Source organism: Corallococcus sp. bb12-1 (genome assembly GCF_026626765.1).
GTDB lineage: Bacteria > Myxococcota > Myxococcia > Myxococcales > Myxococcaceae > Corallococcus > Corallococcus terminator.
This window is the reverse complement of record NZ_JAPNJZ010000015.1, coordinates 244,112-260,576: the sequence shown is the minus strand read 5'-3', so window position 1 is coordinate 260,576 and position 16,465 is coordinate 244,112. Positions and strand designations below refer to the sequence as shown.

The window sequence follows — 16,465 nt, the reverse complement described above, 5'->3', positions numbered from 1 at the left end:
CTCGCACCCGGCTCCTCGGGAACGCCAATCACGCCCCGGAGGCTCGGGCTCCGGGGCGCGGGATGGCTCAGAACCGGGCCTGGAGCAGCAGGTTGAAGCCCAACGCATCCGGATCCGCGAACACGGGGCGGCTCACTCCGTTGCTGTCGTCCTCGAAGGTGGTCCGGTTGGGGTCCCTCACGTAGGAGACCTCCGCGAGCACTCCGGCCACGGAGCCCAGGTCCCAGCGGGCCGTGGCCTTCAGCGTCAACACCGCGCGCCGGTCCTCGCCGATCGGGAGGATGAAGAACCGGTTGGGTCCCTGGATCACCAGGGTTCTTGCATCCGAGATGGGGCCGAGCACTTGCGCGCCCTGGAACGTCGCCGGCAGGGCGACGCGCACGAGCAGCCCCGGCGTGAGTCCCCAGTCCGGGAGGTGGTAGTCGCCACTCAGCGTGCCGGAGACCTCCGCGCGCGGGTCCGAGTCCTGCCGGAAGGCGTGGTAGGGCGGAACCCCGGGGGCGTCCATCTGAAGGAAGGAGGCCGTCCGGAGGAAGGCCAGGGCGTGGAGTCGGAAGAAGCCCTGCCTCCACCGGGCGTCCAGGGCCGCCGCCTGCCCGAGCTCCGAGCGCATCTCCAGCAGATCCTCCGCGTCGACGAGGCGCTGGGACACGAGGCTGCCCTCCAGCGACACCGACGCGGCGAAGTCACCCGGGTAGGTGTCAGGCTGGAAGAACCGCTCGAAGAAGGTGGGGTCGCCGCTGTAGAGCGACAGGTCCACGCTGTTCCCGATGGGTGCCCCCCGATGCCACGACGCGCCCAGGGAGACCCCGTACACCGGCATGGACTCTTCGATGCCCAGGGCCGCGAGGGTCGGCACCACGCCCCGGTTCAGGTGGGTGGCCTTCAACGCCAGACCCAGCTCGGGGGTGAGCTCCACGGCGCCGCCCGCGAGCAGGGCATAGCGGCTCTGCAGTTTCAGCTCCAGGTCGTTGAGGACGGGAGCGGTCTTGGTGGCCGCGAAGACGCTCCACCGTCGCCGTGACAGCCGCAGCTCCAGCGCGGGCTCATTCCCGGAGCGGCGGGGGAACGACTGCCGCTCCCAGGTGACGGGGTAGGAAAAGCCCATGTAGACGCGGGTGCCGGTCAGCGGGAAGACACTGAGGGCCAGGCCTTCGCGCGACTCCCAGGTGGACGGTCGGTAGCGCAGACGGAGGGCGCTTCCGTTGTCGCTGAAGGCGACGCCCTGGGCACCGCCGCCCGTGGAGAAGAACATCGACAGCGCTGCTTCCGCGCTCAGGCCCGAGGCCAGCTCGGGCGTGCGGACGTCCAGCGCCGCGTGGAAGAAGGTGCGCAGCGCGCTGTCCTCGACGCCCTCCTCGCTCGCGAGAAAAGACAGATGGGACTGGACGGGCGCTTCGAGCTGGGAGGGTTCGGAGGCCTGTCCCAGGCAGAGCAGCAACGGGAGTGTCAGGAAGGGATGCGCCATGAGCGCTGGCGCATCTACCATGTCTGACTTCCGGGCTCAGGAAGACCGCTTCTTGATGGGCACGGTCTCCGGGGCCTCCTGGGGCGGCGTGAGGACCTCGGTCGGCGCGGCTGACGGCGTGGGCGTGGTGGTCTTCTCCTTGGCCCTGGGACGCGGCGGGCCCTTGAGGAGCGCCTCGACCTCGCTGGGGGTGGGGTCGCTCAGGTCCACCAGGTCCTGCTCGCGCGCCCAGCGCTGCGGGAAATGGGCGCGCAGCCACCCGGCGAGGTCGACCGCGGGCAGCACCTGCCGCGCGGGTTCGAGGGCGAGGTGGAAGGCCTTCGCGTCCGCGAATCTCAGCTCCGGCCGGGGCTGGAGCGCGGTTTCGAGCACGCTCTGGAGCACGCCCGACGCGGTGGGGAACTCGGGGCGCTCCAGTCCTGGAAGCAGGCTGGCGGTGGGGGCGATGGCGGGCACCCTGCGCGAGAGCAGTTCGTAGAGGATGCAGCCGAGCGCGAAGAGGTCGCCGGAGGGCGTCGCCTCCGCGCCCTCGGCGCGCTCGGGAGGCATGTACGCCAGCTTCCCGATGATGCCACCTTCCTGGGTGAGCCGGCCCTCGACGGTAATGACGGCCGTGCCGGAGACGGGCTCGGGGGGCGCGCCCGCGCCCTGGGCGATGCCGAAGTCGACGACCTTCACCACGCCGTCGAAGGAGACGACCAGGTTGTCCGTGCTGATGTCCCGGTGCGTGACGCCCCGCTCGTGGGCGTAGGCCAGCCCGCGCAGCGCCTGCTGACCGATTTCGACAATCACCTCCAGCGGCAGCGGGCCGTGCTTGATGGCGCGCTGGATGATCTCGAACCCGTTCACGCCGCTCAGGTACTCCATGACGATGAACCACGCGCCGTCGAGCTGCCCCAGGTCATGCACGGAGACGATGTTGGGGTGGTGCAGGCGCGCGGAGGTGCGGGCCTCGCCGATGAAGCGGTGGACGCGGACCCCGGCCTCCTCCGGGCCTCCGCCATCCAGCATCCGCTTGAGGACGACCAGCCGGTGGAAGCCCGCGCGGCCGGTGCGCACCGCGAGCCACACCTCGCCCATGCCCCCGCGTCCCAGCCGCACGAGCCGGCGGTAGCGGTGGATGCCCGTGCCCAGGTCCGCGCCCCGCAGCGAGCGCGCGGTGAGGATGGCGAGCGCGGTGGAGGACAGCAGGAGGAAGGGCAGTCCGACGAGCGCGAACACGTGCAGGCCGTCGGTCCATCCCAGGTCGATGGCGAGCTCGCGGCCCAGGAGCGTCAACGCACAGAGCGCGGCGATGAGCACGGCCACCGCCATCGCGCCCCGGCGCTTCAACAGTCGGATGGCTTCCACGGCCCACGTTCCACCGACGACGACGGCGAGCAGCCAGAACAGCGGCAGGCCCAGGCCGGCGGTCGCGCGCGACAACTGCTCCGACGTGAGGCCGGTCGCCGCGGGCAGGCGGAGCGAGAGGAGGGTGTCGACCACCCGCACCGCGCCGAGCGCGACGGTGACCCCCAGCATCACGCGCCGCCAGCGGGTGAGCGGCAGGTCCAAGAGCGACCACAGGACGCGCAGCAGGGTGTAGGGCAGGGGAATGGACGTGAGGGCGCCCAGCAGCAACCAGGGGCGCGTGTCGTCGACCATCGCGCTGGCCTCGCTGCTGGCGACGCCCACCGAGAAGCTGATGGCCGCGAAGCCCAGGAAGCTGGCTGCCAGCCAGAGCTGCACGCGTTGACTGCGCACCGCGGCCCAGGTCGCGAAGTGCACGAGCGCGAGCACCACGAACGCGCCCGTGAGCGCCAGATGCAACATCGTGTAGGAGGTCACGGCGTCGAGCCTAGTCAACCAGGATGGCCACCGTGAATGGCCCTCCGGCGAATGGCGGGATTCCCAGGCGTCGGGTGATCTCGACGAAGTAGAGCCCGCCATGCTGGGCCACGGCGACTTCCATGGCTTTGGCGGAGTAGGAGCAATCGCTCGCGTACTCCGTCGGGAAGCTCGACAGCAGCTTCTGCAGCGCGGCATGCGCGGCCATGAGCGCGGGGCCATCCAACGTGGCCAGCGGACGCAAGTCGTCGGGCCACTCGATTCCCTCCGCGATGATGGGCGCACGAGAAGAAGCACCCCCATCTGGCTTCGTCGCGCTTGCGGAGGGCGAAACGATGCCTGCATCCGCCCTGGCTCCTCCGGACGGGGGCGGGGGAGTCCCCCCATCCATCAGGAGCGTCAGCAGGAGAAGGCAGTACGAGGGATTCGTCATGGGAGGGCGCTCCTGGGAGCCTCTACCACTTCAGCGTGGGGGAACAGCGGGGCAGAAGCGTTCTGGGACTGCGCATGCCGGACGCTTCCTGCGGATGACAGAGCGCCTGGAATTCCCACTGCTTCATGTCCTCCTTCCAGCGGAAGACCTCACCCGCTGGATTCCATTTGTAGAAGCGGGGCTCGTCCTTGTGGCCAGTGGCGAGCCAGGCCCATGCGGGAATCAGTTGGTTGCGCGAGTCGCGCGCCAGCTTACCGCCCGGGCTCGCCGCATAGGACACCATCGTCCACAATCCGTCCGCCATCTTCATGGCTGGAAATTGGGTCAGGTCCGGGCCGCTCATCAGGGTGCCGCGGGGATGATTGTGCGCGAAGCCGATGATGGGGACCTCCCGGCCAAAGGACTCGTCCTCTACCCCTCCGAAGGGAGGCTGACAGGCGTTGCGCTCATTGATCAGATTGCGGATGGGCCACGAGACGCGCCAGTCCTGCGGAGTCTTGTAGATGGCGACGCAGTATTCGGAGGCATCCGGGCGGGGGCCCCCTGGATTCGGGTCGCACGCGTCCGTCGCTCCCGGCAAGGCCATCAGGGTCCTGAGCGTCGGTAGCACCAGGTCGTCTGGCACCGTCGCCGTGTCCGAGACAACGCTGGGTATAGCGTCATGCGGCCAGGGCCCCGGGACCACCGCGAGGTCGAACCTCCCCTCCAGGAGGGGCAGCTCGGAGCGCAGGTAGTAGAGCCGCCTGTGACTCGTGCATGCCAGGGCCAGCATGAGCGTGGGAAAGAAAGCCCGGCGCAAGGAATGGCGGGGAGTCACGAACCCTCCACGCCCGGTTCGATGCGACTGTGCCGCTGTGTGTCCGGCATGAAGGCGTAGACGAGCAGCGAGCAGAGGATGCAGCCGGTCACGTACCAGAAGAACCAGGGCTCATGGCCGGCCAGCTTCAGCCGGGTGCCCACGTACTCCGCCGTGCCGCCGAAGAGCGACACGGTCAGCGCGTAGGGCAGCCCCACGCCCAGCGCCCGGATGCGCGCGGGGAACAGCTCCGCCTTCACCACGGCGTTGATGGACGTGTAGCCGGAGAGGATGACCAGCGCCGCGAACACCAGCAGGAAGGCGGTGGAGGCCTCCCGGGTCCGCGTCAGCGCGGTCAGCAGCGGCACCGTGCACAGCGTCCCCATCACGCCGAACCACAGCAGCACCGGCCTGCGCCCCACCTTGTCGGAGATGAACCCGAACACCGGCTGCAACAACATGTAGAGGAACAGCGAACCGGCGGAGATGAGCGTCGCTTCGTCCCGCGTCAGGCCCACCGAGTTCACCAGGAACTTCTGCATGTAGACGGTGTATGTGTAGAAGGCCAGCGTCCCGCCCATCGTGAGCCCCACCACGATGCCCAGCTCCTTCGGGTGCCGCAGCAGCTCCCGCATCGGCTGGTGCTCCGTCCCCTTCGCCGCCTCCCGGGTGAAGGCCTCCGTCTCCACCATGTTGCGCCGCATGTAGAAGCCGAAGATGGCCAGCGCCGCGCCCACCAGGAACGGGATGCGCCAGCCCCACGCCTCCAACTGCGGCCCGGTCAGCACCAGCCGCTGCAACACCAGCAACGTCATCGTCGCCAGCAACTGGCCCAGGATGAGCGTGACGTATTGGAAGGAGCTGTAGAAGCCCCGGTGACGGGACGTCGCCACCTCGCTCAGGTACGTGGCGCTGGTGCCGTACTCGCCTCCCAACGACAGGCCCTGGAGCAGGCGCGCCAGCATCAACACGATGGGCGCCGCCACGCCGATGCGCGCGTAGGTCGGGCACACCGCGATGACGAAGGACCCCAGGCACATCAGCGTGACGGACAACGTCAGTGCGGCCCTGCGCCCCCGCTGATCCGCGTAGAGCCCCATCAGCCAACCCCCGACGGGACGGATGAGGAACCCGAGCGCGAACACGCCCGCCGTGTTGAGCTGCCGCACGACGGGGTCGGCGTCCGGGAAGAACGCCGGCGCGAAGTACAGCGAGAAGGCCGAGTAGACGTAGAAGTCGTACCACTCGATGAGGTTGCCGACCGAGCCGCCGAAGATGGAGAGCAACCGTTGGCGCATGGTGGGGCCCGCTCAGTTCAGCTCGCGCAGGTTCCGCTCCGCGACCTTCGTCAGGGCCACGACGCGCCGGTAGAGCCAGTCTCCGAACGGAACGATGCGCTCGGGCTTCACCCGCCTGGGCAACCGGGTGAGGGTGTCCCCGAACGGGATGATGGCCTGCTCGCCGGTGGGGGAGACCTCGCGCGGATCGAAGGCGAACGACAGGTCGTGATGCCAGCCGCCGTGGAACACCACGAGGTCGGCCAGGTCCTCGTTGCCCGTCTGCTCCACCAGCTCGTCGAGCGGGTAGTCACTGTCGCCGTCGATCTCCAGGCAGCTCCAGCCGCCACCCGTGACGTTGCCGCAGTAGAACATCGACAGGCCCTGGTCGGCCTGTCCGTCGAGGATCCACGTGATGGAGCCGTACACCCGGGTGAAGTAGGCCCAGCTCGACTCGCCCTTCTTCGGAGCGCGGGGCTTCGTCTTCGCCCAGCGCCCGACGCGGGTCTTGTGCATGCCCAGGAAGAAGGACGCCGCGTTCTCCACGGAGGCGACGCGCGCGCGGTCCGCCTTCGGCTCCAGGCACTCGGTGACGAAGTGCGCCTTCGGCAGGCGCGTGTGCAGGTCCTTGAGCAGGTCGATGGCCGCGTCCACCGCCGCCCAGGCGTTCTTCGGCTTCACGAGCGCGGGCCGCTTCGGCACGGGCTTGCCCGCGGGCGCTTTCTTCGCGGGGCGGGGCTCGGGGTTGGGGTTTTCAGCGGGCATGAGCTCGATGAGGTGCAGCGTGAATCCGGCCTTCTCCCTGGCGCGGATGCGTTTCTCCGCGTGCGCGATGGCTGCCTCGCGGCTCGCGGTGGGGAACTTCTTGCGCGCATCCTCGATGACGGTGCTCCCGTCCACCTCCACCGTCCATCGGGTGGACACGCCCTTGCGGTATTCCCGCCGCGTCACGCGGGTCTTCGTCGCGTTCCACGGGAAGCCATCCCGGAAGCCGAGCTCCCGGTAGTGCGCGAGCAACGGCGCGACCTCCGAGGGTTCGATGCGCGTCGACAGGTCGGAGCCGTTCAACACGCCCCGGCGGACCACGGCCGCGTCCTCGCGGATCTCCACGTCGACGAAGAGCTGCTCCAGGAGCTTGTAGAGCGTGAAGCGCTCCGTGACCGGTCCCTTGAGCTGGGGACGCTTCGCCTCGCCCTTGTGGAGGAGGCCGTCGCTCCACACGCGGAACCTGTTGTCCGCGGCGAAGAACCAGACCTCTCGCTTCGTGTCGAGCGCGGGATCCACGTAGTAGATCTTCTCGCCCCCATTGAGCTTCTCCAGCCGCTTCCAGTTCGCCATGGCGCGAACGTATCCCACCCAATGTGTTTCGCGTCGCTAGGATGCGCGCGAATGCTCCTCTCCCCCAATGAGTTCCTCCCGCGCGCGGAAGCCACGCTCGCCCGCCTTGAAGGTGCCGTCCTCGACGCGCTCTCCCACCACGGTGCGCCCTCGGTCTCGTCCCTGGCCGGTGCGTTCCCCAAGGGCCGCTCGCTGTCGCCCTCCGAGCTCGCGCAGGCGCTGTGCCCCGGACCCCTGTCACCCATCGGCTTCGCGGCCGTGGTGATGCGCGAAGTCCTGCCACCCGTGGACGTGGTGCTCGACGCACCCGTGGCCGAGCCCACGGTCGTGACGGGCAACGCGCGGGCTTCAGGCGCATTGCGCGTCACCGCACCCCTCATCGTCCTGGGAGACCTGGAGGTGGAGGGCGTGCTGGAGGACTGCGGGCCGGATTCGACCGTCGTGGTCGTGGGCCGCTGCACGGCATGGGGCCTCAAGACTTCGGGGAACTTCCTGGTGCTCGGCGATCTCGTGGTCCGGGACGTCATCCAGGGCATCTACAACGATGACAGCCTCGTCGTGGCGGGTGACCTCACCACGCGCTTCCTCGACGAGAATGATCACGACGTCACCTGCTACGGGGAGGTCCACTCCGAGCATCACCTTGAGAACGGCCGCTCCGGCGAGGAGGCTGCCTCGCTCGCCACCACGTTCCTCATGCCCGAACTCTGGAACCTCGACCTCGGGGAGCTCCACCACGACGCACTCTTCGAGCGCATCCAGCAGGGTGAGCCCGTCTTCCTGGACGCGCCCCAGCCACGACAGGTCCGCGAGCCCGACGAGCCCACCGCCGAGGAACTGGAGGGGCTCGACATCGAAGGCATCGCATCCCGGGCCTCGAAGAGCGCGCGGGCGGAGGACGTCGTCTACGCGCAGCGAAAGACGGGCGAGGTGTGGCTGCTGCGCCCGGGCAGCTACCCGATGCACATCTACGACGGACAGCGGTTCCTCGGGGAGGGGCCGCCGCCCGCCCTCGACGTGAAGCAGCGGGCCTCGGAGCGCGTCACCTTCTGGCGCAGGCGGGGCGACCTCTTCCTGGAACTCGAACGCTTCGGCGCTGTCGTGCAGCTCCACGTGGGCATCAACAACGGCTCGCTGAAGACGTTCCGCTTCGCCTTCGAGTCCTCCGACGCCGCCGTGCTGGAGCTGCGGCGGCTGGAGGCCCGCTACACCGGAGACTTCCTGCGCGTCACGACGGTGGTTCCGGGGCGCGGCCCGCTCGAACGGGAGCTCGCGCACTACGGCGGCCCGAAGGCGGAGTACACGTCGGCCATCGTGGATGGCACGGCACTGGTGACTCGCGACGGCGAGCGTCATCCCTTCGATGACGAGGCCGCCGCATTGAGTGCCTTGGAGGACTGGATCGCCGCGAAGCGCAAGGCTGGGTTCGACCTGAAGATCCTGGAGTGGAAGCCCTTCGGTCTCCTGGCCCGACGCTGAACGACGGGGCGTGAGTCCCACCCTGCGCGCTGGGCTCCTTGGATGTGGCGGCGTGAGCGACTACAGAGCGTGTGCTGCGTGCTTGTCCGCGGCACTCTTGGCCTGCTTGCCCCAGCGCCCGACGCGCTTCCATCCGAGTTCCTCGCCGAGCAGCTGGTGTTCCACGGCGCAGGGGTGCACCTGCGCAGGGTCGACGAAGAGACGCTTTTCGTCCGCGGTGGTGTGCCTTCTCCAGGCTTGAAGCGCGCTCGCGATCAACGCGGAACAGACATAGGCAATCGAACTGTTCGTTCCCTGGATGTATTGGAGCACCTTCAAGTCGTGGCGCGAAATGAAGTCAGGAATCAGGTTTGGGAGGGCTGACGTCGCCATGTTTCCATAGCCATAGCGATTCTTCTGCGCGACGGCCGGCGTTTCGTGCGCCTTGCTGACGAAAGGCACCAGGGACGCCTTGATCCCAGCCCCAGCCTGATGCACCTCCTCGACAACGCAATCGTGATTCGCGTTCTTGAAGAGCCGCGTTGCCAGCCCGTTGCTGATGTAAGCGAAGTTCGGGTCGGGCGCTCGAAACAAGGTGTAATAGTTGCTCCGCCAGAGGAGCTCATTCTGGGCTTCGTTGCGCGCCAGGATCCCCGCGGAGACGGCTTCGACCAGATGCACCTGGCCTGCGTGTATCTTGAGAGCCCCCGTCTTGAAGAGGGTCGAACTGGTACCGACCATCGCAACGTGCTCCGCTGTTTTCGAGCCTCGATGGTCGAACACATGCAGGAGATTGCCGGCACGGATGGCCGTCTCCACGAACTCCGTTCGATCAAAAACATGCTTGATCAAGACGTCACCACCCTGGATTCCGTGCTGCGGAACTTCAGGCAAGGCCGTCCAGGATATCGTGGAGTTGATGGCTGTCATTGTTTTATTCGACTCAATCAGGACGGTACTGTCAAGGAAGAGACTGTAGGAAATACCGTGAGGCCGGTGGAGTCAGGTCCTTGCGTGAAGTGCTTCAGGGGCCGGCTCACGGCTTCCCAGGCCTCATGCAACGGGTTGGATTTCCGTCTGGTTTTTTTCCCGAGTCCTGCCCAATCCAGGAGGCGCTTGTCGCGCTCTGGAGGGGATGCCCCTCCTGGCGGATGCGCGAAGGACCGCGCGCCCCGGAGGCGATGCGGGGGCATCGTGCGAGCCTTCCTTGAGGAGGGCCTGTCGTGCGGTCGGATTGACTACCTGCTGGGGGACGGAAACGGCCACGGTCGGTCGTGTCCAGCGGCGGTGCCGTGAAACCGGCGATGTCGCCCCCTCGGCACCGCGGGGGCGAGCGCTTTTCCCCCATTCGGGAAAAGCGCCCTGCGGCCCCTGTCCCCTACGCCGCTACGGCCTCGGTGATGCTGAGCGCGGCCGGCGTGGGGATGACGCGCGAAAGCCGCAAGCCCGCCTGGGCGAAGAGCTTGCGGAAGTCCTCCTCGGTGCGCTCACGGCCGGGCAGCGACGCCCGCATCATCACGTCGAGCACCGTGGGACGCGCTCCGGGCGAGATGACTCGCAGCGCGAGGACAGCCCCGCCGAGGCGATGCGCGCCTCGTCCAGGACGTGCCGGTGGTCGAAGAGCACGCCCCGGAGCGACGGCGAGGCCTGGAGCACTTCGATGAGGAAGCCGCCGTGGCCAGCGCGCCGGACAGGATGAAACCAAAACCAAGGTCGACGATGAGCTGCGCCGGATGGACGGAGGGAGGAGTCATCTCCAGGTCGTACTCCCGGCCAAATCCAGACATCAACCCACCGGAGGCAGCCCCGCCCGCAGCGTGCGCCGGGTGGAGATGAAGACGATGAGGCCCACGGAAAGCTCGATGAAGATGGCCGCGACATAGAAGGGGCGCGGCATCCCATCCAGCAGGACCGACAGCGCCCGCTCCGCTGTCCCCAGGAAGATGATGCCCAGGTAGAAGCGGTTGAACCGGCGGTCGGTGTAGATGAAGTCGCGGAAGCACACGCAGAAGACCCCGAAACCAAACTCCATGCTCTTCATGTACCGGTATTGGTTGAGGGCGCTCCCCAGGGTCTGGTCCGGCAGGCCCGCGTCGAAGACGCCTCGCGCGTAGACCTCGAAGGCGAGCGGTCCCCAGCGCGGCACGAGCAGCCCCAGCACGCCGCCCACCAGGATGAGGAACCAGGCGTAGCCCTGGAAGGCCAGGGCGTCGATCCACCGCCATGGCCCGGTGATTCGGGCGGCTTCCCTGCGCGCTTCCGGTCCTTGCATGCCCATGGCCCCCTGGCGGTGACGCGCCGCCACGAACGTGCCCATCCGCGAAGGCACGATGCCCGGCTTCCGGCCGCGACGTCCGCCGTCGCTCCCCGGTGCTTCGGGGGCGTGTGGGGAACTGGACCCAGACGCGCCCCGAAGTCGGTGACGCAGTGCGCCCGCGCTCAGGCGCGCAGCGTGCGACCGAACAGTTCGAGGATCCTGCGCCAGTGCGTCTCCGCGGCCTGCGCGTGGTACACGGGCGAGTTGTCAATCGCGTAGCCGTGACGCGCGCCCGGGTACAGCTCCGACACGTACCTGACGCCGGCTGCCTTCAGGGCCGCTTCCAACTTCTGGATGTCTTCCGCGGTCATGGACTTGTCGTTGTCCGCGTGGCCGAAGTACAGCTCACCCTTCACCTGGCCCACCAGCCGGTGGGGGCTGTCGGGCGAGTCCGTCGCCAGCCTCCCTCCGTGGGACGAGGCCACCGCGCCGATGCGGTCCGGGAAGTTCGCGGCCATGCGCACGGCGACGTTCCCGCCGAAGCAGTAGCCCGTCACCCCCACCTTGGACCCCGGCTGCACCGACGGGTGCCGGGCCAGGAAGTCGAGCTCCGCGCCGGCGTCCGTCTTCTGTCGTTCAGGCGTCAGGTTCCCGATGAGTGCGTAGATGTGCTTGAGGAACGCCGGGTCCTCGAACGAGCCCTTGAGCTCCAGCTTCGAGGCATGCCCGTCCCGGTAGAAGACGTTGGGCAGCAGGACGACATAACCCGCCGCCGCGATGCGTTGCGCCATGCTCTCCAGCGACGGCCGCACGCCCATCGCGTCCATGCACAGGATGACCGCCGGCCACGGACCCGGGCCTTCGGGTTGGAACAGCTTCGCGTCCAGCACTCCATCCGCGGTCTTGACGTCGACGTCTTGCATGGGCCTCGGTGACCTCCAGCGCGGGCGGTCCGCCCGACGCCTGATGGTGTCACCTAAGGGGATGCAAGGAGAAGCAACGGTTTGAGGTCCGTGTTGCTTTCTCCGCCACGGCCTGCTCTCGCTTTGTAACGTCAGACGTCACAGAAAGGCGCCGCGCGGTGGGGTTCGCCCGAGTGAAGGCCAGCAATGGCATGGCGCGTGCTGTTCGCGCCGCCGCAACCCCCAACGGAGTCATCCATTCCCATGCAAGTCCGATTGTCGTTGTTCATGCCGCTCCTCGTCATCGCGCTGTTCGGGGCCACCCCGGCCCGCGCCGCGGACGAGTCCCCCATCCCCGAAGGCTGCGTCGAAAAGAGCTACTGTGACGGCGTGAAGTGCTATGCGCCCGAGGATCCCAAATCCCAGCTGGCGTGTGCCTGTGGCCTGCTCAACCCCGTCTGTGGCGTGGGCCGCTGTTCCGAGGGCTCCTACTGTGAAGGCACGGCCTGTGGTGGGGACGCGTCGTTCTGCCATCCGGCAAGCTCCCCGGTTTCGCAGGTGATGTGCGGCGGCGCGTCGATGGGCGACTCCTGCGACCTGCCCCCGACCGGTTGTGGTCAGGGTTCGTGCTCCTCCGACGGCGCCTACTGCGACGCCTGTGGTTGCCAGCCGCTGGACTCCGCGCCCTCGCAGGCGCTGTGCGAGTGCAAGCTCGCGGATCCGAAGGCGGGCGTGGGGACGTGCGTCGACGGGGCGTACTGCGACGACCTGACCAGCGACAAGGGGCACTGCTATCCGGCGGACGCGGACGTGTCCCAGGCCATGTGCAACGGTGCCACGCTCAAGGCGTGCAAGGCGCCGGCGCCTTCCTCCGACCCCGGCACCTGCAAGGACGGCAGCTACTGCGTGGACGGCCAGTGCCACGAGGTGGATTCCGCCATGTCCAAGACGCACTGCGCGGTGTCCTCCGTTCCCCAGGACACGTCGGACAAGACGCGCGGCCTGGCGGCGATGTCCTTTGGCCCCTACGACGTCGGCGTGATTCCGAAGAAGAACGGCTGCCCCGCGGGCAGCGAGTTCATCCAGATCTACATGGATGACGAAGACAACAACAACGCCAACTACAACTGGGGCTGGATCGGCGCGACGCAGCAGAGCGGCAATGGGACGCGGTTTGGCTTCTGCCGCGTGGACGGCACCAAGTTCCGGCCCCTGCACCACGGCTGGAACACCGACCTGCGCAAGGAGACCTACTCCGTGCTCAAGCTGGGCTCCGTCTGCCCGCTGGGCAGCATGGAGTTCATCCGCTACTTCGACAACGAGGACCGCAACAACGCCAACTGGCGCTCGGGCAACCTCTGGCCCAACGCGTCCAACTCCAACACGACCCTGCGCTTCTGCATGTTCATGCCGTCGACCAACTATTTCATGCCGGGCTTCCCGTCTCTGGGCATGGAGTACGGCGTCTTCGCGGCGTCCAACTACCCGTCCGCGTACTGGCTGGCGGCGGGCTTCGTCCACACCGACGACGAGGACCGCAACAACGCCAACTGGTTCAGCTACAACAACAACGGCAACCCCGGCATCCTCATCCACGCGATGATCTGGGGCGGCGCGAACACGGACATGCGGATCGCCAAGGTGGCCAACGGTCCGGCCCCGTGCACCAAGAAGGTGCCGTACTGGAGCGGCGGCCTCATCACCCCGTGGTTCGACGGGGCGAACTGCTTCATCAAGAACGTGCCCCCGTACGGCACGCCGTTCACCTGGGCGAACAATTATTACGTGTCGCCCGGCTGGAACAACTCCTGTATCGAGGGAGGCTTTGACGGCGCCAATTGCTACATCATGAGTGCGCCGGCCGGCACCACGGCCTTCAAGTGGGGCAACGGCTTCTACTACGCGGAGTAGTCGTCCCGAACGACGCGGATGCCGGGCCACCCCCTCCATGGGCCCGGCATCCGTGTCTGGGATTCAAGGCGGTGTTACTTGACGCAGTTGGCGTAGCCGCGCTTGCCGTTCATGACCGTCATTTCCCAGTAACGGGTCCCGCTGTTGTAGTCGATGGACACGCCGTCCGTGTAGCTGTTGGTCGTGAACCGGCCGCCCACGCCGGAGAGGAGGCAGGCCACGCCGCCGGCGTTGTAGGCCAGGTTCTCCGTGAAGCCTCCGCCCTCGCCCGAACCCCACAGCCAGCCGCCCATGCCCGTCGGCACGTCCACGCACAGGGCCCGGCCACCGCCCGGTCCCGTCAGGTCGCCGCCCAGGTACCAGTTGAGACCGTCATTCCAGACCTTCACCTCGCTGTCGCCGTTGATGAAGGCATTCGTGGACGCCTCCACCCGCGTCAGGAAGCAGCGCCGGTCCGCGGTGACCGCGCCCAGCAGCTTCGCCGCGGTCCCCTGACGCCAGGTGACCTCCGAGGTGCGGTTGGTGGCGGTGTTGAGGCACTGGATGCCCGTGGCCAGCGCCTTGCTGTTGCTGTGATTGACGAAGGCCACCCAGTTGCCGGCATAGTTATACACGCCCGCGCTGCTCCAGTTTCCCGCGGTGGCCGGCTTCAGGTTGCCGAACAGGGACGTCATGAAGCAGGTGCGGTTCGTGGAGGTCCCGATGGTGGTGGTGGTGTCACCGTTGCTGGCGGTGCCCCACCAGTACGTGCCGCCCAGCGTGACGGCCTGCTCCGTGCTGGCAATGGACTCGGCGGCGCTGGGCTCCGCGGCGGACTCCGGCTGGGCATCCTCCGTCATTCCCTGACCGTCCATTTCGCCGCCGCAACCGGCCGCGATGAGGGCGAAGGGAACCGCGAGGAAGAGCTTCTGCACGGACTGCTTCGTGATGGGACCCATGATCAAGTTCCGTCCTTGTCTTTGCCGCGTTGGAGATGGCGCTCCCGCTCGCATCCGGCACGCCGTTCCAGGCGGGCCTTGCGTCGGGGAACGGGGAGGCGACAAAGCAACGGGAGTGCCAGCCAGGGTGCCGGGGGGGCGGCTCCAGAGGAGGCTCTCAAGGTGTGCAAACCTTGCACGACCCCGGGCGCCGGGACGGTGCAGGGTCTGCATCCCCGTGCAACGTTTGCACGAGGCGCGGCGTGGGGTGATGCGCCCGCTCCACGGGTTCCTGTCGCGCCACGGATGGAGGCCGCTGGTGGGAGCGACCTCAAGGTGGCCTTGAAGCACGCAGGGTGGGCGTGCGGCCAGCCCCTGGCGGCCCGGCTTCTGGCAGGATTCGACGCGCGTTCCCCGTCAGGAGGCCGATGTGACGACCCACCGGAGTGCCGCGCCCGCTGTCCGAAGCCTGTGGCTGCTGGGCCTGTTGCTCGCGAGCAGCGCGGGGGCGGAAGTGACGCGCGCGGAGTTCCTCGTCCCGTCGGATCCGGGCATCGAGGTGTCCGTGCGGGAGGTGAAGGACACTGGCATGCAGGTGGCGGGACTTCCGCCGCTCATCCTCCTTCATGGCGCGCGCGTTCCGGGGCGGGCGTCCTTCGACCTGCCCGTGGAAGGGGGCTCGCTCGCGGGGGACCTCGCGCGCGTGGGACACACCGTCTTCGTGATGGACGTGCGGGGCTATGGCGGTTCGACGCGGCCCCAGGCCATGGGACTGCCCGCGGTGGGCCGTCCGCTGGTGGGCTCGAACGAGGCCGTCCGGGATGTGCAGGCGGTGGTGGCGTGGGTGCAGGCGCGCACGGGGCAGCGCCGGGTCGGGCTCCTGGGCTGGGCCACCGGTGGGCATTGGGCGGGGATGTACGCCAGCCTGCATCCGGACGACGTCAGCCACCTCATCCTGCTCAACGCGCTGTACGCGGGGAGCGCCGAGCACAAGATGCTCGGGCGGGGCACGGACTTCGAGGATCCGAAGCGGCCGGGGCGCTTCAACGTGGAGGGGCTGGGCGCCTACCGTTGGAACACGGGGGCGTCGGTGCTGGCCGTCTGGGACCGCGACCTTCCGGAGGACAAGGACAAGGCGCGCGACCCCCAGGTGGCCGAGTCCTTCCTGCGCGAGGCGCTCGCGAGTGATCCGCTGGCGCCCTCCCGGACGCCGTTCGCCTTCCGGGCTCCGTCCGGGGCGCTGGAGGACAGCTTCCTGCTGGCCATCGGTCGGCGGCTCTGGGACGCGGGCTCCATCTCCGGCCGCGTCCTCATCCTCCGTTCGGAGAACGATTTCTGGAGCCGGCCCGAGGACGTCGCCCGCCTTCAGGAGCACCTGGACCGCGCTGCCTTCGTGAAGGCTGTCGTGCTTCCGGGCGCGACGCACTTCGTCCACCTGGAGCGCCCGGAGCGTGGACGCCGCCTGCTGATGGAGGAAGTGATGCGCTTCACCGGCGCCAGGACGGGCCCGGTGCCGAAGCCGCCCGAGAAGTAGGGACGGCGCGGTGCGTGTCTGGGATTCCCGACCCGCCTTGGTTCGCGGGTCGGGCCTTGCTCACTCAGCCTTGAGACTCATCCACAGTTGTCGGGCTGGTAGATGCCGTAGTCGGTCTTCTTGCCGACGACGCGCAGCGTATGCCCACAACTGCAGTCGCCGTGTCCGACCTCCACGCTGTAGGTCGCGTCGCTGTAGTAGGTGACGAAGGAGAAGCCCTCACAGAAAGGCAGCTCGTCCTCGCGCGTGCCCAGTTGGGGCTGCTCTCTGACCTCTTCGATGCCGCCGCAGCCCGCCAACAGCCCCGCCGCCAACAATCCGCCAATGATGCCTTTGCGCATGATGGA

Annotated in this window: 15 protein-coding genes; 3 read left to right on the top strand and 12 right to left on the bottom strand. The window is 68.1% G+C overall.

Annotated elements, in window-relative coordinates:
* Positions 1–67: 67 nt before the first annotated feature.
* The 6 genes from OV208_RS18250 to OV208_RS18225 are packed head-to-tail and all read right to left on the bottom strand — an operon-like array spanning position 68 to position 7,139.
* Positions 68–1,468: a hypothetical protein gene (locus OV208_RS18250; protein ID WP_267575114.1), complete on the bottom strand. Its 1,401-nt coding sequence runs from the start codon at positions 1,466–1,468 to the stop codon at positions 68–70.
* A 36-nt stretch (positions 1,469–1,504) separates the two neighbouring features.
* Positions 1,505–3,295 carry a serine/threonine-protein kinase gene (locus OV208_RS18245; RefSeq protein WP_267575113.1) on the bottom strand — a complete coding sequence of 597 codons (1,791 nt, stop codon included), beginning with the start codon at positions 3,293–3,295 and terminating at the stop codon, positions 1,505–1,507.
* Between the two features lie 10 nt (positions 3,296–3,305).
* The gene (locus tag OV208_RS18240; RefSeq protein ID WP_267575112.1) at positions 3,306–3,728 is read right to left on the bottom strand and encodes a hypothetical protein; all 423 of its coding nucleotides are present in this window, start codon (positions 3,726–3,728) and stop codon (positions 3,306–3,308) included.
* Between the two features lie 22 nt (positions 3,729–3,750).
* Positions 3,751–4,545 carry a hypothetical protein gene (locus OV208_RS18235; RefSeq protein ID WP_267575111.1) on the bottom strand — a complete coding sequence of 265 codons (795 nt, stop codon included), beginning with the start codon at positions 4,543–4,545 and terminating at the stop codon, positions 3,751–3,753.
* Positions 4,542–5,822 carry an MFS transporter gene (locus OV208_RS18230; RefSeq protein ID WP_267575110.1) on the bottom strand — a complete coding sequence of 427 codons (1,281 nt, stop codon included), beginning with the start codon at positions 5,820–5,822 and terminating at the stop codon, positions 4,542–4,544. Before OV208_RS18230 ends, OV208_RS18235 begins: the two co-directional genes overlap by 4 nt.
* A gap of 12 nt (positions 5,823–5,834) precedes the next feature.
* Entirely contained in the window at positions 5,835–7,139 is a 1,305-nt protein-coding gene (locus OV208_RS18225) for a hypothetical protein (protein WP_267575109.1), read from the bottom strand.
* Between the two features lie 51 nt (positions 7,140–7,190).
* On the opposite strand from OV208_RS18225, the gene OV208_RS18220 reads away from it, so the two are divergent.
* The gene (locus OV208_RS18220) at positions 7,191–8,618 is read left to right on the top strand and encodes a hypothetical protein (protein ID WP_267575108.1); all 1,428 of its coding nucleotides are present in this window, start codon (positions 7,191–7,193) and stop codon (positions 8,616–8,618) included.
* 60 nt (positions 8,619–8,678) lie between these two features.
* Here OV208_RS18220 and OV208_RS18215 read toward each other — a convergent pair whose 3' ends face one another.
* From OV208_RS18215 to OV208_RS18200, 4 genes are all read right to left on the bottom strand, one after another.
* Complete coding sequence (locus OV208_RS18215) at positions 8,679–9,527, bottom strand: hypothetical protein (RefSeq protein WP_267575107.1); 849 nt, start codon at positions 9,525–9,527, stop codon at positions 8,679–8,681.
* Between the two features lie 448 nt (positions 9,528–9,975).
* The gene (locus OV208_RS18210; RefSeq protein WP_267575106.1) at positions 9,976–10,125 is read right to left on the bottom strand and encodes a hypothetical protein; all 150 of its coding nucleotides are present in this window, start codon (positions 10,123–10,125) and stop codon (positions 9,976–9,978) included.
* Positions 10,126–10,383: 258 nt separating this feature from the next.
* Positions 10,384–10,926 (bottom strand): DUF4345 family protein, encoded by a 543-nt coding sequence (locus OV208_RS18205; RefSeq protein ID WP_267575105.1) that lies wholly within the window; start codon positions 10,924–10,926, stop codon positions 10,384–10,386.
* A gap of 110 nt (positions 10,927–11,036) precedes the next feature.
* Positions 11,037–11,777: a dienelactone hydrolase family protein gene (locus OV208_RS18200; RefSeq protein WP_267575104.1), complete on the bottom strand. Its 741-nt coding sequence runs from the start codon at positions 11,775–11,777 to the stop codon at positions 11,037–11,039.
* A gap of 243 nt (positions 11,778–12,020) precedes the next feature.
* On the opposite strand from OV208_RS18200, the gene OV208_RS18195 reads away from it, so the two are divergent.
* Positions 12,021–13,667, top strand: coding sequence for a hypothetical protein (locus OV208_RS18195; RefSeq protein WP_267575103.1), 1,647 nt, complete (start codon positions 12,021–12,023; stop codon positions 13,665–13,667).
* Between the two features lie 74 nt (positions 13,668–13,741).
* Here OV208_RS18195 and OV208_RS18190 read toward each other — a convergent pair whose 3' ends face one another.
* Positions 13,742–14,605: a hypothetical protein gene (locus tag OV208_RS18190; RefSeq protein ID WP_267575102.1), complete on the bottom strand. Its 864-nt coding sequence runs from the start codon at positions 14,603–14,605 to the stop codon at positions 13,742–13,744.
* A gap of 409 nt (positions 14,606–15,014) precedes the next feature.
* On the opposite strand from OV208_RS18190, the gene OV208_RS18185 reads away from it, so the two are divergent.
* Positions 15,015–16,118, top strand: coding sequence for an alpha/beta fold hydrolase (locus OV208_RS18185; RefSeq protein ID WP_267575101.1), 1,104 nt, complete (start codon positions 15,015–15,017; stop codon positions 16,116–16,118).
* Between the two features lie 77 nt (positions 16,119–16,195).
* Here OV208_RS18185 and OV208_RS18180 read toward each other — a convergent pair whose 3' ends face one another.
* A complete protein-coding gene (locus OV208_RS18180) occupies positions 16,196–16,459 on the bottom strand; it encodes a hypothetical protein (RefSeq protein ID WP_267575100.1) in 264 nt (87 codons plus the stop codon).
* Positions 16,460–16,465 lie beyond the last annotated feature (6 nt).